The sequence below is a fragment of the Roseateles sp. genome, assembly GCF_046300915.1.
Lineage (GTDB): Bacteria > Pseudomonadota > Gammaproteobacteria > Burkholderiales > Burkholderiaceae_C > Kinneretia.
In genome coordinates, this window is sequence record NZ_JBKCLH010000014.1 from 1 (window position 1) to 25,959 (window position 25,959).

Sequence of the window (25,959 nt, forward strand, 5' to 3'; positions counted from 1 at the left end):
GCCACCCATGAACTTGGCATCGATGCCCAGCTGCTTCATCTGGCGCAGCATCGGGCCGGCCACCGCATCCATGCCGCCGAAGAAGACCACATCGGGCTTCTTGGCCTTGAGCGAGGTCAGGATGGCGGTGAAGTCCGTGGCTTTGTCATTGGTGAACTCGCGGCCGACGATCTTGCCGCCAGCGCCCTTGACACCCTTCTCGAACTCGTCGGCCACGCCCTGACCGTAGGCGGTGCGGTCGTCGATCACGGCGATGTTCTGGCCCTTGAGGTCCTTGACGGCGTACTTGCCCAGGGTGCCACCCAGATGCACGTCATCGGCCACCACGCGGAAGGTGGTCTTGTAGCCGTTGCGGGTGAACTTGGGGTTGGTGGCCGAGGGGCTGATCTGCGGAATGCCGGCGTCGCTGTAGACCTTGGAGGCCGGGATGGAGGTGCCGGAGTTCAGGTGACCCACCACGCCATTGACCTTGGAGTCCACCAGCTTCTGAGCCGCAGCCGTGCCCTGCTTGGGATCACCTGCGTCGTCTTCGGCCAGCAGCTCGAACTTGGCCTTCTTGCCACCGATGGTGACGCCCTTGGCGTTCAGCTCCTCGATGGCCATGCGGGCCCCCAACTCATTGTCCTTGCCCAGGTGAGCGATGGCGCCACTGGTGGGACCCACGTGGCCAATCTTCACCACCAGGTCCTGAGCCATCACGGTACCGCTCAGCACCACGGCGACCGCGCCCACGATCACGTTCAACTTGACTTGCATTTAGTAAACCTCCGAGTTGGAAGAAGGAGAGCTATCGCTGTTGAGATATCAACTCCATGAACATACCCCAAAACCAACGGCGACTCCTTAAGGGAAAGCATGGGCGCCGACCCCTCCGACAGATCGGAGTGGCAGCCATTCAACGAGCTGGGGTGTACCGGGTTGACAGCAGGGGCTCCGCTGAGGGAGCCAAACCCGTCTCAGCGCAAGCGGCGCTCACGCTCGCGGCGCAAAGCTTCCGAAAGGGCCTGATCGACCAGACCTTCCAGCTGCGGCACCAGAACCTCGTGCAGTTCCTGCTGAAGTTGCCAAGCCAGCCGCTGCACCGACTGTTCAAGCCGGACTTGCAGCTGGCGCTGCAAGAGATCATCAAGGGCTTGCCGGAGCTCCTGCCCCAGGCCTTGTCGGAGCCGGTCCTCGAGCGCGTCCAGCACAGCCGGATCCGGGGGCATCGGCAAGGGAGCAGCCGTTGACCGGGTTTCGGCGGCCGCGGCCGGCTCGGGCTGAACAGGCGGCAGCGCAGCGGCTGATGCCTGCGCCCGATCGGCGGCCCCCTCATCCGGGCGGAAGTCCAGACTCAGATCCAGATCGAAGTCGTCCAGGCTCACCGCCGGGGGAGCGGAATCGGGCTCGGGAAAAGGCTGGAAGTCCGCCGATTGCACCGCGCTTGGCGCCATTGCAGCCTCGCTCCGCCTGCCATGAAGCAAGGGTTGCGGCTCTGACGCGGGCTCCGCAACGGCCGCCAAGTCTTCTGGCCGGTGGCGGAAGACAGGGTCCGGCACATGACGGACCGTCGCCACAGCCCCTTGCAGAGCATCGACGCCAGGCTCAGGCTGCAGCACAGCGGCGGGCAAGTCCGCCACGCCCTGCGCCACCACCGCCGACACGATTTCTGCTGGCCGAAAACGGCTTTCGTCCAGCACCTCGGTCAGCGTCGGTACGACGCGGGGTGGCGTACTCATGCGTTCACCACATGATGTTGGACGACATGCCCCAACTGCTTGTACTGTCTGAAGCGCTGTCGACCGGCCTCCACCTGCTCAGGCTCGGTCGCCACAACCTCCAGCACCCGTGCAAAGGCGTCAAAGCCCTCGGGCATCTCCATGCCCAGATTCAGCAGCACATCCCGGCGCGGATGCTCCTGGAGGCGATCCACCAACCAGATCGGAGTACGCGACGCCCAGGGCCAAGGCGATCCGGCACGCAGACGCGCATGCGGCACGAACTCGGTGGGATCGAACTCCCACAGCACGCGGTCAAGACGATCCAGCAAGCCGCCGGGCGCCAGCACCGTGAGTCGGGCGCCGCTCAGCTGCGCCTTGCGCAGCAGGCGGCATACATAGGGCAGGCGCTCGGCCACACCCGTGTAGAAGCTGATCTCACTCATGCACGCAAGGCGCCCGAACAGCGCTCAACGCACCTGCGAGAGCAGGAAGTGCGTCAGCAGACCCACGGGGCGCCCCGTCCCTCCCTTGGCGCCACCGCTCTTCCAGGCCGTACCGGCAATGTCCAGATGTGCCCAACGGTACTTGCTGGCAAAGCGCTGCAGGAACTTGGCCGCGGTGATGGAGCCGCCCTCGCGACCCGCCACATTGGCCACATCGGCAAAGTTGCTCTTCAGGCCTTCCTCGTACTCATCGTCCAGAGGCATGCGCCAGCAAGGGTCCAGCGCTGCGTCGCCAGCAGCCAGCAGGGCACCGGCCAGCTCGTCATCACTGGCATACATGCCGCTGCGCACGCCGCCCAGGGCGATCACGCAGGCACCGGTCAGGGTGGCCACGTCCACCACCACCGCAGGCTTGAAGCGCTCGGCGTAGCTCAGGGCATCGCACAGGATCAGGCGACCTTCGGCATCGGTGTTCAGGATCTCGATGGTCTGCCCCGACATGGAGGTCACCACATCGCCCGGCTTGACGGCATTGCCGGCCGGCATGTTCTCGCAGGCGGCGATGATGGCCACCAGGTTCAGCTTGGGCTTGAGCTCGGCCACGGCGCGCAGGGTGCCCAGCACGCTGGCAGCGCCACCCATGTCGAACTTCATCTCGTCCATGCCGGCGCCCGGCTTCAGGGAGATGCCACCCGAGTCAAAGGTGATGCCCTTGCCCACCAGCACCACCGGCGCCACCGTCTTGGCTGCGCCTTCGTAGCGTGCCACGATGAAACGCAGCGGCTCGGTCGAGCCCTTGGCCACGGCCAGGAAGCTGCCCATGCCCAGCTTCTCCACCGCCTTCTGGTCAAGCACCTCGACCTTCAGGCCATGGCTCTTGCCCAGGGCCTTGACCTGTTCGGCCAAGAAGGTGGGGGTGGCGTAGTTGGGCGGGCGGTTGGCGGCCTCGCGGGCCAGCTCGATACCGGCACCAATGGCCTGACCGCGCGCCAGTCCGGCTTTGGCGGCCTTGGCATCGTCCTTACCCAGCAGCAGGCTCAACTTGGCCAGCTTGGGCGCGGCCGGGGCGCTAGGCTTGGTGTGGCGGTAGACGTAGCTCACCTCCAGCGCGGCCAGCACGGTCTGCTCCACCAGGCTCTCGCTCAGGCTCTCGAAGCCGGCGAAGGCCAGGGCGGCATGGGCCGTGCCACCGCTCTTGAGCGCGGCCAGGGCGGCTTGCACGGCGGCGCGGGCCGACTTCAGCGAGGGCTTGCCGGCAGCCGCCAGCACCAGACGCGGGGCCTTGAGACCGGCCACGCGGGGCAGCACCACGGTCTTGCCGGTCTTGAGCTCGAAGTCGCCCAGCTTGATCGCGTCCTTGGCGGCGGCGGCCACGGCCGCATCCAGGCCCTCGGGCAGGGCCTCACCGGCCAGCACCAGCACCCGGGCGTCGGCATTCACGCCCGACAGGGCATCCAGGGACGAAGACTGAGTACGGAAGTCCATAATGTCGCGGAATCATTAAAGTGCCAGGATGTTATTCGATTCCACCGTACGCAGAGAGTTGGCGCGCAGCTTTGGCGTGACCCTGGTGGTCATACTGACCATCGTGCTGACCATGATGCTGATCCGAACCCTGGGCCAGGCGGCCGGCGGGCGGGTCGCCCCCCAGGATGTGCTGCTGCTGATGGGCTACGCGGCCCTGGGCCACCTGCCCACCATGCTCAGCCTCTCGCTCTTTGTGGCGGTGGTCAGCACCCTTGGCCGCATGTACCGCGAATCGGAGATGACGATCTGGTTTGCCAGCGGCATCGGCTTGTCACGTTTTGTGCGCCCGGTCCTGAGCACGGCCTGGCCGGTGCTGCTGCTGGTGATGGCGCTGGCCTTGGTGGTCTGGCCCTGGGGCAACCGCAATAGCGCGCAGCTCAAGGAACGCTATGAGCGCCGCTCGGACCTCTCGCGCGTGGCGCCCGGACAGTTTCAGAGCTCGCGGGATGGCAGCAAAGTATTCTTCATCGAACGCAGCAGCGAGGCCGGCCCCGATGAGCGCAGCAGTGGGCGCAATGTCTTCATCCTGACGCGGTCCGAGCGCTCCGAGTCCGTGACAACGGCCCACAAGGGACATCTGGAGATTGAGGGCGAGGACCGCTACCTGGTGCTGGAGCAAGGACAGCGCAATGAAATGGCCACACAGGGTGGCGCGCGGACGTTGGCACGTTTCGAGCGCTACCGGCTGCTGACCGACGCCCAGGTCATGCGAGCCGTGGATGCACTTCCGCCCAAGGCCATGAACAGCCTGGACCTGCTGCGCAATCCGACACCGCGTCATCTGGGCGAGCTCACATGGCGTCTGGGCCTGGCGCTGGGGACCCTCAATCTGGTGCTGCTGGGTATCGGCATGTCCGCATCCAATCCTCGCCGGCCCAACAACTGGAATCTCCTCGTGGCCCTGCTCGGCTTCGTCGTCTACTACAACCTGATCACGCTCTCGCAATCCTGGGTCGCTGGATCCCGCATGAGCATGGGGACCGCTTTGCTGACGGTGCATGGCAGCGCCCTGCTCATGGGACTGGGCCTGCTGCTGCTGCGCGATCAGGGCAACCGCATGGTGCTGCGCCTGCGCAGGAGGCCCGCATGAAGACCGTGCGCCGCCTGCTCTATCGCGAGTTGCTGAGTGCCGTGTTCTTCGTGGCGCTCGCCTTTCTTTCCCTGTTCTACTTCATCGACTTTGTTGACCATCTTGATGATCTGGGACGCAAGGGCCTGGGCGCCGGCAAGGCAGCCTGGCTGGCCCTGCTGGAACAACCAGGCCACTTCTACGAACTCTTTCCCATCGCCGTGCTGATCGGCAGCATCTATTCACTGGCCAGGCTGGCCCAGTCCAGCGAGTTCACCATCTTGCGCACCGGCGGTCTGGGCCCCCAGCGTGCACTCAGCCTGCTCACCGCACTGGCCCTGGGCTTTGCGGCCCTGACCTTCATCGTGGGTGACTACATCGCGCCGGGTTTCGAGCGCTATGGCGAGCAGGAGCATGCGCGACTCACCGGAAGCATGTCGCGGGGCGCCTCGGGCGCCTGGCTCAAAGACAAGCAAACGATCCAGGGACAGGAGCGGAGCTTCTCCGTTCATGTGGGCCGCGCCCTGGCCCCCGGGCGACTTGAGCAGGTCCGCATCTTCGAGTTTGACGCCCAGGGCGCTCTGCTCAGCCGCCTCGAGGCGGCTGGCGCCGAGGTGCAGGCTGACGGTCTGTGGAAGCTGCGCGAGGTTGTGCGCACGCAATGGAATACGCAAGCGCCGGTGCCCAGGATCCAGGAGGACAAACTCCCAGCCTTGGACTGGCACAGCGGCCTCGACATCGCCGTGATTGGCGCGGCGCTGCTGCCCGCCAAGACCATGTCCACCCTGGATCTCTACCGCTACACGCGGCATCTTTCGGCCCAGGAGCAATCGGCCCAGCAGCACAACATCCAGTTCTGGCGCAAGGCTTTCTACCCCTTTGCCTGCCTGGTGATGGTGGCTCTGGCCCTGCCCTTTGCCTATCTGCACGGGCGCGCCGGTGGCATCAGCCTCAAGGTCTTTGGCGGCATCATGCTGGGGATCAGCTTCGTGCTGCTGAACAATCTCGCCGGACATCTGGGCATGCTCCGGGGCTGGACGCCATGGGCCGTGGCCGCCACACCCAGCCTGATCTACATGGGCATTTCCCTGGCGGCATTCGGCTGGCTCGTACGCTATCGATGAGCGCGCCAGCAGCGCTGCGCACACACACCAGATTGCCCAACAACCGCTATACCGAGGCGCACCCCTGATGGACGGATTGCTGCTATTTGCCCACGGAGCCCGCGATCCCGCCTGGGCCCGACCCTTCGAAGCCATTGCGGCCCGCATTGCTGCGGCCCGCCCAGACCTGCCGCTGGCCCTGGCCTATCTGGAACTGATGCAGCCCGATATCAGCAGCGCTGCCGACAGCCTGCTGGCGCGCGGTTGCCGGCGCATCCATATCGTGCCCATGTTCCTGGGAGCCTCCGGTCATGTGCGACGCGATGTGCCGCCCCTGGTGGCCGCGCTGCGCGAAAAGCACGGCGGTGAGTGGCTGCTGCATCCCGCCATCGGCGAGCAGGAGGCGGTGAGCGCCGCCATGGCCGCCGCCAGCCTGGCCCTGATCACCCCGAGTACCCCATGAATCTGCACCAATTCCGTTTCGTCCAGGAGGCTGCGCGCCGCAACCTCAACCTCACCGAAACCGCCAAGGCGCTCTTCACCTCGCAGCCCGGGGTCTCCAAGGCCATTCTCGAGCTGGAAGAAGAGCTGGGCGTGGACATCTTCTCGCGTCACGGCAAACGTCTTCGCCGCATCACCGAGCCGGGCCAGCAGGTGCTCAAATCCATCGAAATCATCATGCGCGAGGTGGGCAACCTCAAGCGCATCGGCGAGGAATACTCGAAGCAAGACGCCGGGACCCTGTCCATCGCGACCACCCACACCCAGGCCCGCTATGTGCTGCCCGGCCCCGTGGCCCAGCTGCGCAAGCGTTTCCCCCAGGTGCAGGTGAGCCTGCATCAGGGCAATCCGGAGCAGGTGGCGCGCATGCTGCTGGATGAAAGCGCGGATGTGGGTCTGGCCACCGAGTCACTGTCCGAGCATGAGGACCTAGTCACCCTGCCCTGCTATGAATGGCAGCATGTGCTGGTCGCACCGGCGGACCACCCCCTGGCCCAAACCGAACGGATCTCGCTGGAGCAGCTGGCTCAGTACCCTCTGGTGTCCTACCACCCCAGCTTCACCGGGCGCACACGCATTGACCGCGCTTTTGCAGCCCGCCAGCTCAAGCCGGACATCGTGCTGGAGGCCATCGACTCCGACGTCATCAAGACCTACGTGAAGCTGGGCATGGGCGTGGGCATCGTGGCCGAGATGGCGGTGCGCGAAGACCCGCCGGGCGGAGAGCTGGTCTCTCGTCCCCTGGGCCATCTCTTCGGCCAGAACGTGGCCCGAATCGCCTTCAAGCGTGGCGCCTATCTGCGCAACTATGTTCATGCCTTCGTAAGCCTGCTGTCCGACCGCCTGGACAAGGCCTTGCTGGAGCGCGCCATGAACGGCGAGGCCAGCGACTACAAACTCTGAGAATTCCCTTGCTGCACAAGATGCAACTGCACAGCCGCCTGCCCCATGTGGGCACCACCATCTTCAGCACCATGTCGGCTCTCGCACAGACGCATGGCGCCGTGAACCTGGGACAGGGCTTCCCCGACTTCGATTGCGACCCGCAGCTGGTGGAGGCGGTCCACGAGGCCATGCGCCGGGGGCACAACCAATACCCGCCCATGCCGGGGGTGCCCGCCCTGCGCCAAGCGGTGGCGGCCAAGCTGCAGGCGATGCACGGGCGCAACTACGACGCCGATCGCGAGATCACCATCACCGCCGGAGCCACGCAGGCGATCTTCACCGCCTTGCTCGCCATCGTGCATCCGGGCGATGAAGTCATCGTGCTGGAGCCCTGCTACGACAGCTATGGCCCCAATATCGAGCTGGCGGGCGGCCGGGTCGTGCGCGTGCCACTGAAGGCCGAGAGCTACCGCCCCGATTTCGAGCGCATTGCGGCGGCCATCACCCCCCGCACCCGTGCCCTGATCATCAACACACCGCACAATCCCAGCGCCACCGTCTGGAGCGCCGCCGAGATGCAAACGCTGGCGGACTTGCTGGCGCCGACCGACGTGCTGCTGATCAGTGACGAGGTCTATGAACACATGGTCTTCGACGGTGCGGCCCACCAGAGCGTGGCCCGCTTCCCCAGCCTGGCCGAGCGCAGCTTCATCGTCTCCAGCTTCGGCAAGACCTACCATGTCACCGGCTGGAAGGTCGGCTATGTGGCGGCTCCCGCGGCGCTGAGCGTCGAGTTCCGCAAGGTGCACCAATTCAATGTGTTCACGGTCAACACACCGGCCCAGCACGGGCTGGCAGCCCATATGGCGGACCCAGCCCCCTATCTGGGCCTGAGCGACTTCTATCAGCGCAAGCGAGACCTTTTCCGTGCCGGCCTGGAACGCACCGCCTTCAGGCTGCTGCCCAGCGAGGGCAGCTACTTCCAGTGCGTGGATTTCAGCGCCTATCGCGAGCGCAGCGGCCAGCAGGGCGATGCCGCTTTCTGCGAATGGCTGACGCGCGAGATCGGCGTGGCCGCCATTCCCCTATCGGCTTTCTATGCCCAGGGCTGCGAGGCGCCGGTGATCCGCTTCTGCTTTGCCAAGCGCGACGAGACCCTCAAACAAGCCCTGGACAAGCTGCAGAGTCTCTGAACCCGACCACCCACCGGACTCAGCCCGGCAAGCCAGGTCGGACGGTGGGGGCTTCATCCTCGCCCAGCGGGATGTCGACCTCCAAGCCCGCTCTCACCGAATTCGATGCTGCGCTGCCGGTCTGCCAGACCATGGTGGCCATCATGTCGGAGGCCGGGCTGTCCAGAGGCAGGAAAAGATCGATATCGGTGCTGCGCACCTCATGTTCCGACAGGTCGCGAGCCACCCCGTACAAGAGCAGGAGTTCACGGCAGCTTGCAAGGTCCAAGCCCTGCTGCCCCCCCGCTGCGCCCAGCAGTGATTGCAGCAGGGTCATGCAGGCCCCATGGTCGCTCCAGCATGCCTGCAGACGAGCGAGCAGGGGCGGATGGGCCTCCAGACCGGCGCCAGCGGTACCAAGTTGCTGCGGTGCCGAGGCGCCAAAGCGCTGGGCATAGTCGGTCTCGAGCGCCGCCAGAAGATCCAGATCGCCGCGCCGCCGATACAGGGACAGCAGCAACAGGTGCGGCAGGGGCGTCGCACTATCCAGGCGCGAGCGAAGCAGATCGATGGCGGCCTCGTCCTGGCCCAGCACCTGGAAGAAGTCCACCTGCTGGTCCAGGTCAATCAGACCCTCGACGGCCAGGGGCGGCAGGGCCGAATGCAGCGCAGGCTGGGCATCAGGCTTCACCAACTCGAAGCTCACTGGCTCATGCGCCGCCCCCGACTCGGGGAGAGGCACGACCGCCGGAGTCGCAGCAGCAGGCGCCAAGCCACTGGACAGCTCAAGTGATGCTGACTCTGTGGCAGCCAAGGGCGCGGGTGCTGGAGATAATCCCGTCGCCGCGCTCATGTCCGCCGGCCACGCGCCGGGAGGCACCGACTTGTGCGCCACGTTGGGGCTCGAGGTGGGGCGGCCTGAGTCCGGGACGGGTGCTGGCGCCAGTTCGGGCGCCGACATGACATGCGCCGGCGAAACCTCGTCGGGCGCACGCGCCTCTTCCCACCAGGTCGGCACGTCTGCCTGGGCGCTGCGCGCTCGGCCGCGCCAAAGCCACGCGGCAAAGCCCATCAGCGCCAGGCTCAAGATGCCCAGCCCCAGGACCAAGGGGCGATCTGGGGACGAGGATTGGGCCTGAGCCAGCTGGGCCTGCAGTGTCGCAATACGGGCCTCGCTCTCGCGCTGCTGGGACTGCATCTTCTCCAGACTCTGCTCGAGCTTGGCCAATCGCTGACGGGCCTCCTCGTCATGCGGCGCTGGGGTCGATGCAGCAAGGGCAGTCAGCAGCTCGGCGGGCTCCATTTGCAGCTTGGGCCTGGAGCTGGGAGACGGCGCCGCCTTGCTGGGAGGTTTGGCGCCGGCCGACTTGAGACCGCCCTCGACAGGCCTGGGCTTGATGGCGATCGGGCGACTGGCAGCGGGCGACGGCGCGGAGGCCGCCGTCGCAGCACGGGCCAAGGTCTGGGCTGGTTCAGTCACGATCTGCGAACCCTTGTCGGGAACCGAACGCGTGCCCAGCAGCTCGGCCGGCTTGGCCTCCGCGGTACCCAGAGCCGCACGCAAGGCCGCCGAATAGTTCTGCACCACAGCGGGCTCAGCTGCGGAGGCCGTCTGGGGCACCGCTTGAGCCGTGCCAGGAGGATCAATGAAGGCCGTGTACTGCCGGGTCAGACGGACCGGACAACCCAGACTCAGCTGCACGTTCACCAAGGGCTCATCCACCTGGATCGTGCTACGCAGCCGGACCGCCCGGACCGCGCTTTCGCTCTCGCCCTCTAGCTGGACCTGCAGCAGATTGGGCGGCAGGCGCGACTCGCCGGCCACAACCTCGGCACGCACACAGTCCGGCGACAGGCTTTCGCCCGCGGCCAGCTGAACCGGGAACAGCAAGCTCAGCGGCTGGCCGAGCGCAGAGAGCGTCTGCGGACGCCCCACACCCATGGCCTGGGCGCTACCCAGACCTGCGGAAGCCATGGCAATGAGAAGGACTGAGTGAAGTCGGGGCGTGCGATGCATCGGCCAGCGCCGTTTTGTGTCGGATTGTTTGCGAGCCACTCTAGCACGCACCCAAGGCAGAACGCCCTTCCCTGGCGCCCCGGCGACTCGGGGTGTTTCCTAGTTCATACACACTACGGGGCCGATTGGCTCTCATGGACAATCGGCGCGCCCGCAAGCCTGCGGGCTGTCACCTCAGCGACGCAGTATGAACAGCACGGTTCTTACACTTTCAGAACGCAACAACATCGAATCGGGTTCGTGGTTCTCCAAACTGTCCGCAGCGCTGCGCAGCGACATCCTCTCTCGCGCCCTGCTGCGGCGACTGAGCGATGGCGCCATGCTCTCCTGCCGCGGCGAGCCGGCGGAAGAATGGGTGGGCGTGGCCAAGGGCGCCGTGCGCGTCAGTTCCGTCTCTCTGTCCGGCAAGCAGGTCACGCTGACCTATGTAGAGCCCGGCACCTGGTTTGGCGATATCTCGCTCTTCGACGGGCTGCCACGCACCCACGACGCCACGGCCCATGGCGACACCACGCTGCTGGTGGTGCGCAAGCCCGACTTCAAGGAGCTGCTGTCGCGCCACACCGAGCTCTACGAAGCCTTGCTGCGCCTGAACTGCAGGCGGCTGCGTCTGATGTTCGACGCCGTGGAGGACTTGAACACGCGACCGCTGGCCGCGCGCCTGGCCAAGCAGTTGCTGCTGCTGGCCCGCTCCTACGGCGTGACCCAGGGCGAGGAAATTCGCATCGGCCTGCAACTGGCGCAGGAAGACCTGGCCCAGCTGCTGGGCGCCTCGCGCCAACGCGTGAATCAGGAGCTCAAGAGCTTCGAGCGCGATGGCGCCTTGCGCGTGGAACCCACAAGACTCGTGATCCTGAGCAAGGACAAGCTGCTGGCCATTGCCCAACGTTGAAGCCGCTTGCCACCCAGGGTCATCCGGCACACGGACAAGAAGGAGACCCATGGAAGACTTCAACGGCACCCGCCCCCCCAGCCAGGACCTGAATCTGCAGACGCTGAGCCACTGGCTCGGTCAGCACGTGCCGGGATTCTCCGGCCCCCTGAGCATCGAGCAGTTCAAGGGCGGGCAGTCCAACCCCACCTACCGGCTGAGCACCCCTCAGGCACGCTATGTGATGCGCAGCAAGCCCGGGCCCCAGGCCAAGCTGCTGCCCTCGGCCCACGCCATCGAGCGGGAGTTCCGCGTGATGCAGGCCTTGTCCGCCAGCGACGTACCCGTACCGCGCATGCTGGCTTTGTGCGAAGACGAAAGCGTGATCGGTCGCGCCTTCTATGTCATGGAGTGCGTGGAGGGCCGGGTGCTCTGGGATCAGAGCCTGCCGGGCATGAGTCTCAGCGAGCGCGCAGCACTCTACGATGAAATGAACCGCGTGATCGCCGCCTTGCACAGCGTGGACTACAAGGCCCTGGGGCTGGCCGACTATGGCAAGCCCGGCAACTACTTCGAGCGCCAGATCGCGCGCTGGAGCAAGCAGTACCTTGCCTCCGCGACCCAAGCCATTGCGGCCATGGACCAGCTCATCGAATGGCTGCCCCTCAACATCCCGGCCTCGGCACGCGACGAATCCGAAGTGGCCATCGTCCATGGTGACTTCCGCCTGGACAACCTGATGTTTCACCCCCACGAGCCTCGCGTGCTGGCCGTGCTGGACTGGGAACTCTCGACCCTGGGCCATCCGCTGGCGGACTTGAGCTACCACTGCATGTCCTGGCATATCCACACCTCGGGCGCGGCTCGCGGTCTGGCCGGCCATGATCTGGCGGCCCTGGGCATTCCCGACGAGGGGGCCTATGTGCGGCGCTACTGCGAGCGAACCGGGCGCAGCGACATCAACGCGGTCATGCGCGACTGGAACTTCTATCTGGCCTACAACCTCTTCCGAATCGCGGCCATTCTGCAAGGCATCGCCAAGCGGGTCGAGGCAGGAACGGCATCCAGCGAACGTGCCCGCGAGGCCGGTGCCGGGGCCCGCCCCATGGCCGAGCTGGCTTGGAACTTCGCGCAGCGCGCACAGCAAGCCTAGGAAGTCGGGGGGCGCTCCAAAGCCTCAGTTGAGCTCACTGGGCTGGCTCTGCCAGGCCACCGAGGTTGTGGTGGGCCATGGGCCACCGTCGGCCAATCGCGTATTGACGCGCTGCGCATCGCGACAAGCCGTCTCAAGCAGACGAACCAGCGACTGGATTTCGCTCAGGGTCGGCTCGGCCATGGCCACGCGCAAGTAGACATTGCCCCGCAAGACCATCAGCACAAAAGGACGCTCCGCCGGTAGCAAGGACTCGCCGGCCTGAAGCAGGGCATCGCTGAGTCCGCCCTCCAACCAGGCTGAGACGACCTCCTGATTGACACCCAGCCCCCCCCAGCGCTCCTTGAGCAGCTTGTTCGGGAAATGCTTGAGCTTGGCAAACATCACCAACCAGCGCATCTCCTCCGGCGTATCCGCATCCACACGGGTCTTGAGCGTGTCGGTATAGGCCTCGAACACGGCACGCTCCAGGCGCTCCATCAGCGTTCGCGCCAACACCATCATCTGCAAATCCGGGTGCAAGCCCAGCTCGCAGCGCATGCGCAGTTCATGGCCCTCGATATAGCTGCGCTGTGAGGGCGCCCACTCGATACGCAGGGCACCTGCGGCGCCACGAGACTGCTCGATCTGAAAACCACGCGCATCACGGGTCTGGCGGAAGACACCACCACGCTGCTCCGCCCAGTCAGCGACGGCCTTCCAACGGGCTGCGTTGGCACGGGTCACCCACCAGCGTTTAACTTGCTTAATTAACATGAGCTAGGACAATGGGACGGCGCAGCCAGGAGATAAAACAATGATCGAAGTTTATTCATGGCCCACACCCAACGGGCACAAGGTCCACATCATGTTGGAAGAATGTGACCTCCCGTATAAGGTGATCCCCGTTGACATTGGCTCGGGCGCGCAGTTCGACACCGAGTTTCTCTCGATCAGCCCGAACAACAAGATCCCCGCCATTGTCGATCCCGTGGGACCGGACGGCCGACCTATGGCCCTATTCGAGTCGGGCGCCATCCTGCTCTACCTCGCGTCCAAGGCGGGCAAGCTGCTTCCCGAAAGCACACGCAACAAGTACGAAGTGCTGCAATGGCTGATGTTCCAGATGGGTGGCGTAGGCCCCATGCTGGGCCAAGCACATCATTTCCGCATCTATGCGCCCGAGAAGATTCCCTACGCCATCGAGCGCTACACCAATGAAGCCAAGCGGCTGTACGGCGTGATCAACAAGCGCCTGGCATCCAGCCGCTATCTCGGCGGGCACGACTACTCGATTGCCGACATCGCCACATTCCCATGGCTGCGCTCCTGGAAGAACCAAGGCATCGAGTTGGCCGACTACCCGCACCTCAAAGGCTGGTTCGACGAGATCGCTGCGCGCCCCGCCGTGCAAAGAGGGCTCGCCGTACTGGCGGAACAGCGCAAACCTCTGGTCAGCGAACAAGCCCGCGAGGTGCTGTTCGGGGCCAAGCAGTACAAGCAGCGCTGAGCCGGGGCGAAAAAACGAAAAGGGCCCGAGTCACAGACTCGGGCCCTTTTGCTTGAGATGGTGGAGCCGGCGGGAATTGAACCCGCGTCCGCAAGCCATCACCGGGCAGTTCTACATGCTTAGCCCTCTGAACTTAGTTCTCGCCGAGCGACCGCGCAGGAGCACGCTGCCAACCCAACCAGCCGCTAGATCTCGTCACCCGGTGTGCGGCCCACCGAACAACCAGCCTATGTGAATGACTCCGCAGGTGTTGCCACCCCAGCCCATAGGCCTGCTGTTGCGGAGCCTCGTGCTAATTAAGCAGCGAGGGCAAACTTTTCGTCGTTTGCAGTTACTTTTTTCCAGTGGATTAACGAGCGAACTGGTGCTCGGCATGCCCTACTTCGGATCCGCACCCACGTCGAAACCAGGTCGGCCCCATAGAACATCTACATTATGCCAGGGTCCAGAACTTCAAGAGCCTGTTTGCGCCCGCAAAACAGTCTGAACCATGGCGAGCAAGTCCTCGGGCCGGGTGGCAATCGCATCGGCCCCCCAGGCCTCGATGGGCTCACCCCGCCCCAGATAGCCCCAGGACACGGCCACGGTCTGCATACCCGCAGCCCGACCAGCCACGATGTCGCGGTGATCATCCCCCACGTAGATGCAGTTCTCGGGCGCCACACCCGCGCGACGCGCAGCCTCCAAGAGCGGCTCGGGGTGTGGCTTGGCATGCGCCGTGGTGTCGCCGCCAATCACGGCCACCGCCCGCTGAGCCAAGCCAAGCCCGGCAGTCAGCGGCAGGGCAAAACGCTCGAACTTGTTGGTCACGATGCCCCAACCCAGACCCAGGGACTCTAGGCCCGCAAGCAAGGCCTCCACCCCGTCAAAAGCCCGGGTCTCATGCAGCAGGCGCGCCTCATAGCGGTCAAAGAACTCGCTCTTCAGCGCGTCGAAACGCTGATCCGGCGGCGAGACCTGGAAAGCCAGACCCATCATGCCGCGAGCACCGGCGCCTGCCATGGGACGCAGCATGTCCAGCGGCAAGGCTGGCAGCTGACGCGCCAGCAGCATCTCGTTGGTCGCACCGGCGAGATCGGGCGCACTGTCCACCAGCGTGCCATCCAGATCGAAGAGCACGGCGCGAATGGGCCGACTCAGCCAGCCCTGCTCTCGGGCCTGAAGCAAGGCGAAACTCATGCGAGCAAGGGCTTGCGGCAGGCCATCAGATAGTTCACGTCCGTGTTGCCGCCCAGGCTGTAGCGCTGGGTCAGGGGGTTGTAGTGCAAGCCGCGCAGCTGATGCACTTCAAGGCCGGCATCGCGCGCAAACTGGCCCAGCTCGGCAGGCTTGAGAAAGCGCGCGTACTCATGCGTGCCCGCCGGCAGCATCTTGAGCAGGTATTCCGCACCCACGATGGCCAGGGCAAACGCCTTGACATTGCGGTTGAGGGTGGAGAAAAACACCCAAGCACCCGGCTTGGCCAGCACGGCACAGGCACGCACCACCGAGGCGGGATCGGGCACGTGCTCCAACATCTCCATGCAGGTCACGGTATCAAACGATGCCGGCCGCTCCTCAGCCAGCGCCTCGACGGCGACTTCGCGGTACTCGATGTTCTCGGTGCCCGCCTCCATGGCATGCAGCTGGGCCACTCGTAGCGGCTTGGTCGAGAGATCGATGCCCAGCACATGGGCACCTTTGCGCGCCATGGAGTCAGCCAGGATGCCACCACCGCAGCCCACGTCCAACACGGTCTGCCCCGCCAAGGGCGAGAGGCCGTCGATCCAGTTCAGGCGCAGCGGATTGATCTGGTGCAGAGGCTTGAACTCGCTGTCTGCATCCCACCAGCGATGGGCGAGCTCGCCAAACTTGGCCAGCTCTTGAGGGTCGGCATTGATCATGATGGGCGAGATGGTAGCGGATGGTCCGCCACAAAAAGAAAACCCCGCCGAGGCGGGGTTGGTAATGACAGGCGGCGCGAGGCCGCCGGACTCATTACTTGTTGCGGGTACCGACCACTTCGATTTCCACGCGGCGGTTCTTGGCGCGGCCTTCGGCGGTCTTGTTGTCGGCGACGGGCTGCTTCTCGCCCTTGCCTTCGGTGTACACGCGGTTCTTCTCGACGCCCTTGGAGACCAGATAGGCCTTCACGGCTTCGGAGCGACGCACCGACAGCTTCTGGTTGTACTCGTCGCTACCCACGCTGTCGGTATGACCGACGGCGATGATCACTTCGAGGTTGATGCCGCTGGTCTTGGAGACCAGGTCATCCAGCTTGGCCTTGGCTTCGGCCTTCAGGACCGACTTGTCGAAGTCGAAGAAGGCGTCAGCGGCGAAGGTCACCTTCTCGCTCACCGGAGCGGGCGGCACGGGGGCCGGCTTCGGTGCGGGAGCGGGTGCCGGAGCCGGAGCCGGCTTCGGAGCCTCGACCTTCGGAGCGGGCTTCAGCGCGCCGTCGCAATCCTTGGCGGCCGTGGCCGGGGTCCAGTTGCTGTCGCGCCAGCACAGTTCGTTGGTGCCGTTCTTCCAGACGGTGCCGTCGGTCGCACGCCAGTTATCCACGGTCTGAGCGAATGCGCCAGACGTGGCAACAGCAGCGACAGCGAAGAGCGACGCCACACGGTTCAGTTTCTTCATGATTCTCCTCTCAAGGAAGGCCGCAGTTGCCCTGCGAAATTGTCCGAAGCTGGAACAAAACCTTTGAAGAAGCCCTGCTACGGGTTTCTCCTAGGGACTCAATGATTGTGCCATAGGGCACTGAGACCACCGCATTGTGGCGGCCCAAGCTGCAGACCAAAGCGCCAATGTTGCGCAGGTACTACAACTACGGGCAATTAGAATTCTGCCTTTCAGTCTCCAACGAGCCAGGCCGGGGCGCCAGCCGCCACCAGCCCTTCATCGCATGACCCAATTCGCCAAGGAAACCCTGCCCATCAGCCTCGAAGAGGAGATGCGGCGCTCCTACCTCGATTACGCGATGAGCGTGATCGTCGGCCGGGCTCTGCCCGACGCGCGCGACGGCCTCAAGCCGGTGCACCGGCGCGTGCTCTTCGCGATGCACGAGCTGAACAATGACTGGAACAGGCCCTACAAGAAATCGGCCCGTATCGTTGGCGATGTGATCGGTAAATACCATCCGCACGGCGATACCGCGGTGTATGACACCATTGTGCGCATGGCTCAGGATTTCTCGCTGCGCCATATGCTGGTGGATGGCCAGGGTAACTTCGGCTCGGTGGACGGTGATAACGCCGCCGCCATGCGATACACCGAAATCCGCCTGGACAAAATCGCCCATGAAATGCTGGCGGACATCGACAAGGAAACCGTCGATTTCGGCCCCAACTACGACGGCTCCGAGAAGGAGCCCCTGGTGTTGCCGACCCGGCTCCCCAATCTGCTGGTCAATGGCGCCACGGGCATTGCCGTGGGCATGGCTACCAACATCCCGCCGCACAACCTCAACGAGGTGGTGGATGCCTGCCTGCACGCGCTGAAGAACCCCGACTGCTCGATTGACGAGCTGATGGAGATCATCCCGGCGCCCGACTTCCCCACCGCCGGCATCATCTACGGCATGTCCGGCGTGCGCGATGGCTATCGCACCGGCCGCGGCAAGGTGGTGATGCGCGCCAAGGTGCATTTCGAGGACATCGACAAGGGCAACCGCCAGGCCATCATCGTCGACGAGATTCCCTACCAGGTGAACAAGAAGACGCTGCTGGAGCGCATCGCCGAGCTGGTTCACGAGAAGAAGATCGAGGGCATCAGCCACATCCAGGATGAGTCGGACAAGTCCGGCATGCGCGTGGTGATCGAACTCAAGCGCGGCGAGGTACCCGAGGTTGTGCTGAACAACCTCTACAAGCAGACCCAGCTGCAGGACAGCTTCGGCATGAATATGGTGGCGCTGATCGACGGTCAGCCCAAGCTGTGCAATCTGAAGGACCTGATCACGGTCTTCCTGGAGCACCGCCGCGAGGTGGTCACCCGCCGCACCATTTTTGAGCTGCGCAAGGCCCGCGAGCGCGGTCATGTGCTGGAAGGCCTGGCTGTCGCCCTGGCCAATATCGACGAGTTCATCGAGACCATCAAGACCTCGCCCACACCGCCGGTGGCCAAGGCCGCGCTGATGAGCAAGAGCTGGGACAGTTCCCTGGTGCGCGAGATGCTCAGCCGCGCCGAGGGTGGCAGCCAGGCCTACCGCCCCGAAGGCCTGCCGGCTCACTACGGCATGCAGCCCGATGGCCTGTACCGCCTCTCCGAAGACCAGGCCGGCGAAATCCTGCAGATGCGCCTGCAGCGCCTGACGGGCCTGGAGCAGGACAAGATCGTCGGCGAGTACAAGGACGTGATGGCCGTGATCGCCGATCTGCTGGACATCCTGGCCAAGCCCGAGCGCGTCACCGTGATCATTGGCGAAGAGCTGATCCAGGTCCGCCAGGAATTCGGCCAGACCAAGATCGGCGCGCGCCGCAGCCTGATCGAGCACAACGCCCAGGAGCTGGGCACCGAGGACCTGATCACGCCCACCGACATGGTCGTGACGCTCTCGCACACCGGCTATATCAAGAGCCAGGCCTTGGGCGAGTACCGGGCTCAGAAGCGTGGCGGACGCGGCAAACAGGCCACCCAGACCAAGGATGACGACTGGGTCGACCAACTCTTCATCGCCAACACGCACGACTGGATCCTGTGCTTCTCCAACCGCGGCCGTGTCTACTGGCTCAAGGTCTGGGAAGTGCCGCAGGGCTCGCGCAATTCGCGCGGCAAGCCCATCGTCAACATGTTCCCGCTGCAGCAGGACGAGAAGATCACCGTGGTGCTGCCGCTCACCGGCGAGTTCCGCGCCTTCCCCGAGGACCACTTCATCTTCATGGCGACCGCCATGGGCACGGTGAAGAAGACCTCACTGAAGGACTTCAGCAACCCGCGCAAGGCCGGCATCATCGCCGTGGATCTGGATGAGGGCGACCACCTGATCGGCGCAGCGCTGACCGATGGCAAGCACGATGTGATGCTCTTCAGCGACGGCGGCAAGGCCGTGCGCTTCGACGAGGACGATGTGCGCCCCATGGGCCGCCAGGCCCGCGGCGTGCGCGGCATGATGCTGGAGCCCGATCAGCGTCTGATCGCCATGCTGGTGGCCGAGGACGAGAACCAGAGCGTGCTCACCGCCACCGAGAACGGCTACGGCAAGCGCACCGCCATCACCGAGTACACCCGCCACGGCCGTGGCACCAAGGGCATGATCGCCATCCAGCAAAGCGAGCGCAATGGCCGCGTGGTGGCCGCCACCCTGGTGCGCGCAGAGGACGAGATCATGCTGATCACCGACAAGGGTGTGCTGGTGCGCACCCGGGTCAGCGAAATCCGCGAGCTGGGCCGTGCCACGCAAGGCGTGACCCTGATCGCACTGGATGACGGCGCCAAGCTCTCGGGCCTGCAGCGCATCGTCGAGAACGACGCCAATGACGGCGCTGACAGCAACCCCGAGTCCGGCGCCAGCGAGGCCGGCACCGACAGCAAGGAATGAGCCACCTGATGAGCAACGCCTTTCGCCCCCTGATCCTGGCTGCCCTGATGGGCTGTGCTGCCTCGCTGGCGCAAGCCCAGGCCACTGCCGCCAGCGCCCCCGCGGCCAGCAGCAGCCCCGCCAAGAAAGAATTGATCGCCCGCGTGCTGCAGCTGCAGCAGCCAGGCCTGGAATCCATGTCGCGCGCCATGCTGCAGCAGCCCCTGGGCCAGCTGATGCAGGGCGCCGGTCAGGCCCTGCAGCAGGTGCCCGCCGAGAAGCGTGAAGCCACCGCCAAGGCCATCGAGGGCGAGGTCAAGAAGTTCGTGGATGAGACCGCGCCGCTGATGCGTGATCGTGCGATCAAGCTGGCGCCGAGCACCATCGGTGCCATTTTGGAAGAGCGCTTCAGCGAGGACGAGCTGCGACAGCTTGCCGCGTGGCTGGATTCGCCGGTCAACAAGAAATACGGTCAGCTGGGCCAGGAAATGCAGCGCGCCCTGGCCGAGAAGCTGGTGGCAGACACGCGCGGAACCGTCGAGGCTCGCCTGAAAACGCTGGAGCAGTCGGTCATGAAGCAACTGGGCATTGCGCCCAAACCGGGCGCCTCGGCGCCCGCTCCCGCACCTGCAAAGAAGTAAGTCCAAGTACTCCCTCGCTCGACCTGCCCGCCTCATGACCCAGCGCCCCTTCAATTTCTCCGCCGGCCCCGCCGCCCTGCCCGAAGAAGTGCTGCGTCAGGTGGCGGCGGAGATGCTGGACTGGCAGGGCTCGGGCATGAGCGTGATGGAGATGAGCCACCGCGGCCGCGAGTTCATCTCCATCTACGAGGCGGCCGAAGCCGATCTGCGTGAGCTGCTGCAGGTGCCGGCCAACTTCCGCATCCTGTTCATGCAGGGCGGCGGTCTGGCCGAGAACGCCATCGTGCCGCTCAACCTCTCGCGCGGCGGCAAGGTCGATGTGCTGGTGACCGGCGCCTGGTCCAAGAAGAGCGCCGAGGAAGCGCGCCGCTATGCCGATGTGGCCATCGCCGCCGACACTGCGGCCAGCCGCTACACCGACATCCCGGCCGCCGCCAGCTGGCAGCTGCGCCGCGACGCGGCCTATGTGCATGTCTGCACCAACGAGACCATCGATGGCGTCGAGTTCCATGAGCTGCCCGACCTCAAGGCTCTGGGTTGCGACGCACCGCTGGTGATCGACTGTTCCTCCCACCAGCTCTCGCGTCGCATCGACTGGTCGCGCGTGGGTCTGGGCTTTGGTGGCGCGCAGAAGAATGTGGGGCCCTCGGGCCTGACCCTGGTCTATGTGCGCGAGGACCTGCTGGACCGCGCCCTGCCCAGCTGCCCCTCGGCCTTCAACTACCGCATCGTGGCCGAGGCTCAGTCCATGTTCAACACCCCGCCCACCTTCGGCATCTATGTCGCAGGCCTGGTGTTCAAGTGGCTGAAGAAGTTTGAGTACGCCGGCAAGCAAGGCCTGGCCGCCATCGAGCAGCGCAATATCGACAAGGCGCGCCTGCTCTACGAAGCGCTGGACGGCACTGATTTCTACGAGAACCGCGTGGCGGCGCACTGCCGCTCGCGCATGAACATCCCTTTCTACCTCCGCGACGAAAGCCTGAACGAGGCCTTCCTGGCTGGCGCCAGGGAGCGCGGACTGCTGCAACTCAAAGGCCACAAGTCGGTGGGCGGCATGCGTGCATCGATCTACAACGCCATGCCGCTGGAAGGTGTGCAGGCGCTGGTCACGTATCTGAAGGACTTTGAGAAGCGTCATGGCTGAAGCGGCCGATCCCCACAACACCCCCATGCCACCCGAGCCGGTGGCCAATCCCGCCCTGCTGGATCTGCGCACGCAGATCGACAGCCTGGATCAGCAACTGCTGACCCTGCTCAACCAGCGCGCCCGCGTGGCCGAGCAGGTGGGCGAGCTCAAGCGCCGCGAGGGCACACCCTTTTTCCGCCCCGACCGGGTGGCCCAGGTCATCGCCAAGATCCGCGGCGCCAACCAGGGCCCGCTCAAGGGCGAGCATGTGGCCGCCATCTGGCGCGAGATCATGTCGGCCTGCCTGGCGCTGGAGTCGCCGCAGCGCGTGGCCGTGCTGGGCCCCGAAGGCACCTTCTGCGAGCAGGCTGCCATCGAGTATTTCGGCGGTGCCGCTGACCTGATCTACTGCAGCAGCTTCGACGAGGTCTTCCACGCCACCGCCAGCGGTGGTGCCCAGTACGGCGTGGTGGGCGTGGAGAACATGACCGAAGGTGTGGTCACCCGCTCGCTCGATCTCTTCTTGCACACCCCCACCCATGTGGTGGGCGAGGTCAGCCTGCTGATCCGCCACAACCTGGTGCGCAAGCAGAACTCGCTGGAAGGCATCGAGGCGGTGCTGGCCCATCCCCAGGCCCTGGCCCAGTGCCAGAACTGGCTCAACAAGCACCTGCCCCAGGCCGAGCGCCGCGCGGTCTCCAGCAATGCCGAGGGCGCCCGCCTGGCCGCCGAGAATCCGGCCTGGGCCGCCATCTGCAGCGAGCGCGCCGCGGGGCTGTTTGGCCATCACATCGTGGCGCATGCGGTGCAGGACGAGGCCTACAACCGCACCCGCTTTGCCGTGATCTGCCTGCCCCAGACCATGGCCATGCCGCCGGTCACGGGACGCGACTGCACCAGCCTCATCGTCTCCGTGCCCAACAAGCCAGGCGCCATGCACGATCTGCTGGTGCCGCTGAAGACCCATGGTGTCTCCATGACGCGGCTGGAGTCGCGCCCGGCGCGCACCGGCCAGTGGGAGTACTACTTCTACATCGACCTGGATGGGCATCCCAGCCAGCCCCATGTGGCGGCGGCCCTGGCCGAATTGCGCCAGATCTGCGCCTTCTTCAAGATGATTGGCGCCTACCCGATCAAGACCTGACGCAGCACAGACCATGTTCAATCAACTCGGCGTGATCGGTTGTGGCTTGATGGGCGGCTCTTTTGCGCTGGCCCTGAAGAAGGCCGGCCTGGTCAAGCGTGTGGTGGGCTACAGCAAGTCGCCCTCCACCACCGAGACCGCACGCCGCCTGGGCGTGATCGATGTGGCGGCCGAGTCGGCCCTGCTGGCCGTCTCGGGCTCGGACATCGTGCTGCTGGCGGTGCCGGTGGCGGCCACCGAATCCACGCTGCGCGCCGTGCGCCACCTGGTCGATCCCAAGGTGCTGTTCATGGATGTGGGCTCCACCAAATGCGATGTGGTGGCGGCCGCGCGCCGTGCCCTGGGCAAGCAGCATCTGCCCGCCTTCGTACCGGCACACCCGATCGCTGGCAAGGAATCGGCCGGCGTGCAGCATGCCGACGCCGCGCTCTATCAGGGGCGCCAGGTCATCCTCACGCCCCTGGCAGAGACCCACGCGCCCCTGGTGCAGAAGGCCACCGATGTCTGGTCGGCCTTGGGCGCCCAGGTGCTGAAGATGACGCCGGAGAATCACGACCAGGCCTTTGCCGCCGTCAGCCATCTGCCGCATCTGCTGGCCTTTGCCTACTTCCAGGCCGTGGCCAGCCAGCCCGCGGGGCGCGACTTCCTCTCGCTCGCCGGGCCGGGCTTTCGCGACTTCACCCGCATCGCCGCCAGCGATCCGGCGGTCTGGCGCGACATCCTGATGGCCAACAAGACCGAGGTGCTGCTGCAGTCGCGCCTGTTCCGCCAGGCCCTGGATGCGCTGGAAGCCATGATGCAGGGCGGCGACGCCGCCGCGCTCGAGGCGCGCATCCGCCTGATCTCCGAGGCCCGCGGCAACTGGCATATGAATGCACCGCGCGGCGCCTCCCGCAAAGACTCCTGAAGCCCTCCCCCATGTTCAAGACCCCCTTTCTGGATCTGCCACCCCTGCGCTCGGCGGCGGGCACCGTGCGACTGCCGGGCTCCAAGAGCATCTCCAACCGCGTGCTGCTGCTGGCCGGCCTCTCCGAAGGCCAGACCCTGGTGCACGATCTGCTGGACTCCGACGACACCCGCGTGATGCTGGCCGCCCTGCGCCAGCTGGGCTGCCATCTAGAGCAGGAGCCCCTGGGCCCGCTCAAGGTCACCGGCATCGGCGGCCGCCTGGGCGTGGCGCAGGCCAAACTCTTCCTGGGCAATGCAGGCACCGCCATGCGGCCGCTGACTGCGGCCCTGGCTCTGCTGGCCGCCACCCAGGGCGGCGAGTTCGAGCTCTCGGGCGTGCCGCGCATGCACGAACGCCCCATCGGCGATCTGGTGGACGCGCTGCGCGCCCTGGGCTGCCCCATCGAATGCCTGGCCCACGAGGGCTACCCGCCGCTGCGCCTGAAGGGCCCGGCCGCGTTGCGACTGGATGCGCCGGTCAAGGTGCGCGGCGACGTTTCGAGTCAGTTCCTGACCGCCCTGCTGCTGGCCCTGCCTCTGGTGGCCGAGCGCGATATCGAGATCGAGGTACTCGGCGAGCTGATCTCCAAGCCCTATATCCACATCACGCTGGAGCTGCTCAAGCGCTTCGGCATCGAGGTGCGACGCGACGCCGACTGGCAGCGCTTCACCATTCCCGCCGGCAGCCGCTACCGCTCGCCCGGCGCGGTGCATGTGGAGGGTGATGCCTCCTCGGCCTCCTACTTCGTGGCCCTGGGGGCGATTGCCGCGACAGATGCGCCCATCCGCATCGAGGGCGTGGGCAGCAGCTCCCTGCAGGGTGATGTGCGATTCATCGAAGCCGCCCAGGCCATGGGCGCCGAGGTGCGCGCCGAGGCCAATGCCCTGGAGGTGCGGCGCGGCGCCTGGCCGCTCAAGGCCCTGGACCTGGACTGCAACCACATCCCCGACGCCGCCATGACCCTGGCCGTGATGGCGCTCTACGCCGACGGCCCCAGCACCCTGCGCAATATCGCCAGCTGGCGGGTCAAGGAAACCGACCGCATCGCCGCCATGGCAGCCGAGCTGCAAAAGCTCGGCGCCCGGGTCGAGGAAGGGTCGGACTGGATCCGCGTCCACCCCTTGAGCACCGGCGCCTGGAAGCCCGCCGCCATCCGCACCTATGACGACCACCGCGTCGCCATGTGCTTCTCCCTGGCGGCCTTCAATGCCCTGGTGACGGCGCAGCCGGTACCGGTGCGCATCCTGGAGCCGCATTGCGTGGCCAAGACCTTCCCGGACTACTTCGAGACCCTGTTCGATGTGGTGCAGGCGCGCCCCGAGGACATTCCCGTCATCACCATCGACGGCCCCACCGCCTCCGGCAAGGGCACGCTGGCCGATGAGGTGGCCCGCGCACTGGGTTACTGGGTGCTGGACTCGGGTGCGCTCTACCGCGCCACCGGACTGGCCGCCAGCCGTGCCGGCGTGGATCTGGATGACGGCGCCGCGGTCGCCGCGGTCGCCGCCGGTCTGGACCTGCATTTCGAGCAAGGCCGAGCTTTCCTGGACGAGGAAGACATCAGCGACGCCCTGCGCCAGGAGGCCACCGGCCTGATGGCCTCGCGCGTGGCCGTGCACCCGGCGGTGCGCGCCGCCCTGCATCAGCTGCAGCTGGACTTCCGTCGCCTGCCGGGCCTGGTTGCGGACGGCCGCGATATGGGCACAGCCATCTTCCCGGTCGCCCCGCTCAAGGTTTTCCTGAGTGCCAGCGCCGCCACGCGCGCCGAGCGTCGCCATAAGCAATTGATTTCCCAGGGAATTCCGGCTAATATCGACGACTTGCTTGCGGATCTTGAGGCACGCGACGCGCGCGACAAGGGTCGCAGCGCGTCGCCGCTGCAAGCCGCACCTGACGCGTTCACGCTGGACAACTCGGCCCAGACCATTGAGGAATCAAGGGATTTGGTGCTGGCTTGGTGGCAGGAGCGTGGTCCTTTCGGCCCGCAAGGCTGAAAGGGCGAACGGCCGGTAAGCCCCTGGCTTGCCGGTCGCAGTGACATCACGTCACAGGGCCCGCCGCCCTTCCCTCCGAACGTCAGTTCATCGAGGGCGGCGAACTCAACAACCTAACCCGCGGGGTTTTCCCGCAGCAATCATGTCCCAAATCCAAAACGCCACCGGTGGTGAGTCCTTCGCCGCTCTGTTCGAAGAGTCGCTGCAAAAAGCCGACATGCGCTCGGGCGAGGTCATCTCGGCCGAAGTCGTGCGCATCGACTACAACTTCGTGGTGGTGAATGCCGGCCTGAAGTCCGAAGCCTATGTGCCCATCGACGAGTTCAAGAACGATCAGGGCGAAGTGGAAGTCCAGGTCGGCGATTTCGTCTCGGTGGCCATCGACGCCATCGAAAACGGCTACGGCGACACCATCCTGTCGCGCGACAAGGCCAAGCGCCTGGCTTCCTGGCTGAGCCTGGAAACCGCGCTGGAGTCCGGCGACTTCGTGACCGGTACCGTTTCCGGCAAGGTCAAGGGCGGCCTGACCGTTCTGGTCAACGGCATCCGCGCCTTCCTGCCCGGCTCGCTGCTGGACACCCGCCCGGTGAAGGACATGAGCCCGTTCGAGGGCAAGACCATGGAATTCAAGGTCATCAAGCTCGACCGCAAGCGCAACAACGTTGTGCTGTCGCGTCG

Annotated in this window: 24 protein-coding genes and 1 other RNA gene; 15 read left to right on the top strand and 10 right to left on the bottom strand. The window is 65.5% G+C overall.

All coding sequences use genetic code 11. From position 1 onward, the window contains the following. The 4 genes from ACK5F2_RS00965 to ACK5F2_RS00980 form a co-directional block, all read right to left on the bottom strand. On the bottom strand, positions 1–756 hold a 756-nt coding region (locus ACK5F2_RS00965), incomplete at its 3' end, for a branched-chain amino acid ABC transporter substrate-binding protein (RefSeq protein WP_409862134.1). Between the two features lie 200 nt (positions 757–956). Continuing rightward, positions 957–1,718, bottom strand: coding sequence for a hypothetical protein (locus ACK5F2_RS00970; RefSeq protein WP_409862136.1), 762 nt, complete (start codon positions 1,716–1,718; stop codon positions 957–959). Next, positions 1,715–2,143, bottom strand: coding sequence for a DNA polymerase III subunit chi (locus ACK5F2_RS00975; RefSeq protein ID WP_409862137.1), 429 nt, complete (start codon positions 2,141–2,143; stop codon positions 1,715–1,717). The genes ACK5F2_RS00970 and ACK5F2_RS00975 overlap by 4 nt, the downstream gene beginning before the upstream one ends. Before the next feature lie 24 nt (positions 2,144–2,167). After that, positions 2,168–3,628 carry a leucyl aminopeptidase gene (locus ACK5F2_RS00980; protein ID WP_409862138.1) on the bottom strand — a complete coding sequence of 487 codons (1,461 nt, stop codon included), beginning with the start codon at positions 3,626–3,628 and terminating at the stop codon, positions 2,168–2,170. A gap of 28 nt (positions 3,629–3,656) precedes the next feature. Here ACK5F2_RS00980 and lptF point away from each other — a divergent pair, with 28 nt between their 5' ends. From lptF to ACK5F2_RS01005, 5 genes are all read left to right on the top strand, one after another. After that, positions 3,657–4,760, top strand: a complete 1,104-nt coding sequence (gene lptF, locus ACK5F2_RS00985) for an LPS export ABC transporter permease LptF (protein WP_409862140.1) — start codon at positions 3,657–3,659, stop codon at positions 4,758–4,760. Beyond that, positions 4,757–5,863: an LPS export ABC transporter permease LptG gene (gene lptG, locus ACK5F2_RS00990; RefSeq protein WP_409862142.1), complete on the top strand. Its 1,107-nt coding sequence runs from the start codon at positions 4,757–4,759 to the stop codon at positions 5,861–5,863. The genes lptF and lptG overlap by 4 nt, the downstream gene beginning before the upstream one ends. A gap of 67 nt (positions 5,864–5,930) precedes the next feature. Beyond that, a complete protein-coding gene (locus ACK5F2_RS00995) occupies positions 5,931–6,305 on the top strand; it encodes a sirohydrochlorin chelatase (protein ID WP_409862144.1) in 375 nt (124 codons plus the stop codon). Next, entirely contained in the window at positions 6,302–7,246 is a 945-nt protein-coding gene (locus ACK5F2_RS01000; RefSeq protein WP_133602855.1) for a CysB family HTH-type transcriptional regulator, read from the top strand. The genes ACK5F2_RS00995 and ACK5F2_RS01000 overlap by 4 nt, the downstream gene beginning before the upstream one ends. Positions 7,247–7,266: 20 nt before the next feature. Continuing rightward, positions 7,267–8,421, top strand: coding sequence for a pyridoxal phosphate-dependent aminotransferase (locus ACK5F2_RS01005; RefSeq protein ID WP_409862161.1), 1,155 nt, complete (start codon positions 7,267–7,269; stop codon positions 8,419–8,421). Between the two features lie 19 nt (positions 8,422–8,440). Here the strand turns inward: ACK5F2_RS01005 and ACK5F2_RS01010 are convergent, their stop codons facing one another. Next, positions 8,441–10,375 (bottom strand): hypothetical protein, encoded by a 1,935-nt coding sequence (locus tag ACK5F2_RS01010; RefSeq protein ID WP_409862145.1) that lies wholly within the window; start codon positions 10,373–10,375, stop codon positions 8,441–8,443. Between the two features lie 229 nt (positions 10,376–10,604). Here ACK5F2_RS01010 and ACK5F2_RS01015 point away from each other — a divergent pair, with 229 nt between their 5' ends. Then, on the top strand, positions 10,605–11,309 hold the full coding sequence (locus ACK5F2_RS01015) for a Crp/Fnr family transcriptional regulator (protein ID WP_409862146.1): 705 nt from the start codon (positions 10,605–10,607) through the stop codon (positions 11,307–11,309). A gap of 49 nt (positions 11,310–11,358) precedes the next feature. After that, the gene (locus tag ACK5F2_RS01020) at positions 11,359–12,441 is read left to right on the top strand and encodes a phosphotransferase family protein (RefSeq protein WP_409862147.1); all 1,083 of its coding nucleotides are present in this window, start codon (positions 11,359–11,361) and stop codon (positions 12,439–12,441) included. 24 nt (positions 12,442–12,465) lie between these two features. Here the strand turns inward: ACK5F2_RS01020 and ACK5F2_RS01025 are convergent, their stop codons facing one another. Continuing rightward, on the bottom strand, positions 12,466–13,197 hold the full coding sequence (locus ACK5F2_RS01025) for a hypothetical protein (protein ID WP_409862148.1): 732 nt from the start codon (positions 13,195–13,197) through the stop codon (positions 12,466–12,468). Positions 13,198–13,237: 40 nt separating this feature from the next. On the opposite strand from ACK5F2_RS01025, the gene ACK5F2_RS01030 reads away from it, so the two are divergent. Continuing rightward, complete coding sequence (locus ACK5F2_RS01030; protein ID WP_409862149.1) at positions 13,238–13,930, top strand: glutathione binding-like protein; 693 nt, start codon at positions 13,238–13,240, stop codon at positions 13,928–13,930. Positions 13,931–13,988: 58 nt separating this feature from the next. Here ACK5F2_RS01030 and ssrA read toward each other — a convergent pair. The 4 genes from ssrA to ompA all read right to left on the bottom strand — a co-directional run bounded on the left by ssrA (position 13,989) and on the right by ompA (position 16,549). Beyond that, positions 13,989–14,349: a transfer-messenger RNA gene (ssrA, locus tag ACK5F2_RS01035) on the bottom strand. Positions 14,350–14,383: 34 nt separating this feature from the next. Next, complete coding sequence (gene gph / locus ACK5F2_RS01040; RefSeq protein WP_409862151.1) at positions 14,384–15,109, bottom strand: phosphoglycolate phosphatase; 726 nt, start codon at positions 15,107–15,109, stop codon at positions 14,384–14,386. Further along, positions 15,106–15,813 (bottom strand): bifunctional 2-polyprenyl-6-hydroxyphenol methylase/3-demethylubiquinol 3-O-methyltransferase UbiG, encoded by a 708-nt coding sequence (gene ubiG, locus ACK5F2_RS01045; RefSeq protein WP_409862153.1) that lies wholly within the window; start codon positions 15,811–15,813, stop codon positions 15,106–15,108. The genes gph and ubiG overlap by 4 nt, the downstream gene beginning before the upstream one ends. A gap of 94 nt (positions 15,814–15,907) precedes the next feature. Further along, positions 15,908–16,549, bottom strand: coding sequence for an outer membrane protein OmpA (gene ompA, locus ACK5F2_RS01050; protein WP_133602846.1), 642 nt, complete (start codon positions 16,547–16,549; stop codon positions 15,908–15,910). 265 nt (positions 16,550–16,814) lie between these two features. On the opposite strand from ompA, the gene gyrA reads away from it, so the two are divergent. The 7 genes from gyrA to ACK5F2_RS01085 form a co-directional block, all read left to right on the top strand. Next, positions 16,815–19,448: a DNA gyrase subunit A gene (gyrA, locus tag ACK5F2_RS01055; RefSeq protein ID WP_133602845.1), complete on the top strand. Its 2,634-nt coding sequence runs from the start codon at positions 16,815–16,817 to the stop codon at positions 19,446–19,448. Between the two features lie 8 nt (positions 19,449–19,456). Beyond that, positions 19,457–20,068, top strand: a complete 612-nt coding sequence (locus tag ACK5F2_RS01060) for a DUF2059 domain-containing protein (RefSeq protein WP_409862155.1) — start codon at positions 19,457–19,459, stop codon at positions 20,066–20,068. 34 nt (positions 20,069–20,102) lie between these two features. Beyond that, positions 20,103–21,212 carry a 3-phosphoserine/phosphohydroxythreonine transaminase gene (serC, locus tag ACK5F2_RS01065; RefSeq protein WP_409862156.1) on the top strand — a complete coding sequence of 370 codons (1,110 nt, stop codon included), beginning with the start codon at positions 20,103–20,105 and terminating at the stop codon, positions 21,210–21,212. Between the two features lie 25 nt (positions 21,213–21,237). Further along, positions 21,238–22,338, top strand: a complete 1,101-nt coding sequence (gene pheA / locus ACK5F2_RS01070; RefSeq protein ID WP_409862162.1) for a prephenate dehydratase — start codon at positions 21,238–21,240, stop codon at positions 22,336–22,338. 13 nt (positions 22,339–22,351) lie between these two features. After that, the gene (locus tag ACK5F2_RS01075) at positions 22,352–23,245 is read left to right on the top strand and encodes a prephenate dehydrogenase (protein ID WP_409862157.1); all 894 of its coding nucleotides are present in this window, start codon (positions 22,352–22,354) and stop codon (positions 23,243–23,245) included. An 11-nt stretch (positions 23,246–23,256) separates the two neighbouring features. Next, on the top strand, positions 23,257–25,281 hold the full coding sequence (locus ACK5F2_RS01080; protein WP_409862159.1) for a bifunctional 3-phosphoshikimate 1-carboxyvinyltransferase/cytidylate kinase: 2,025 nt from the start codon (positions 23,257–23,259) through the stop codon (positions 25,279–25,281). A gap of 142 nt (positions 25,282–25,423) precedes the next feature. Continuing rightward, positions 25,424–25,959, top strand: a 536-nt coding sequence (locus ACK5F2_RS01085; protein ID WP_409862160.1) for a S1 RNA-binding domain-containing protein, incomplete at its 3' end; no start/stop codon positions are given.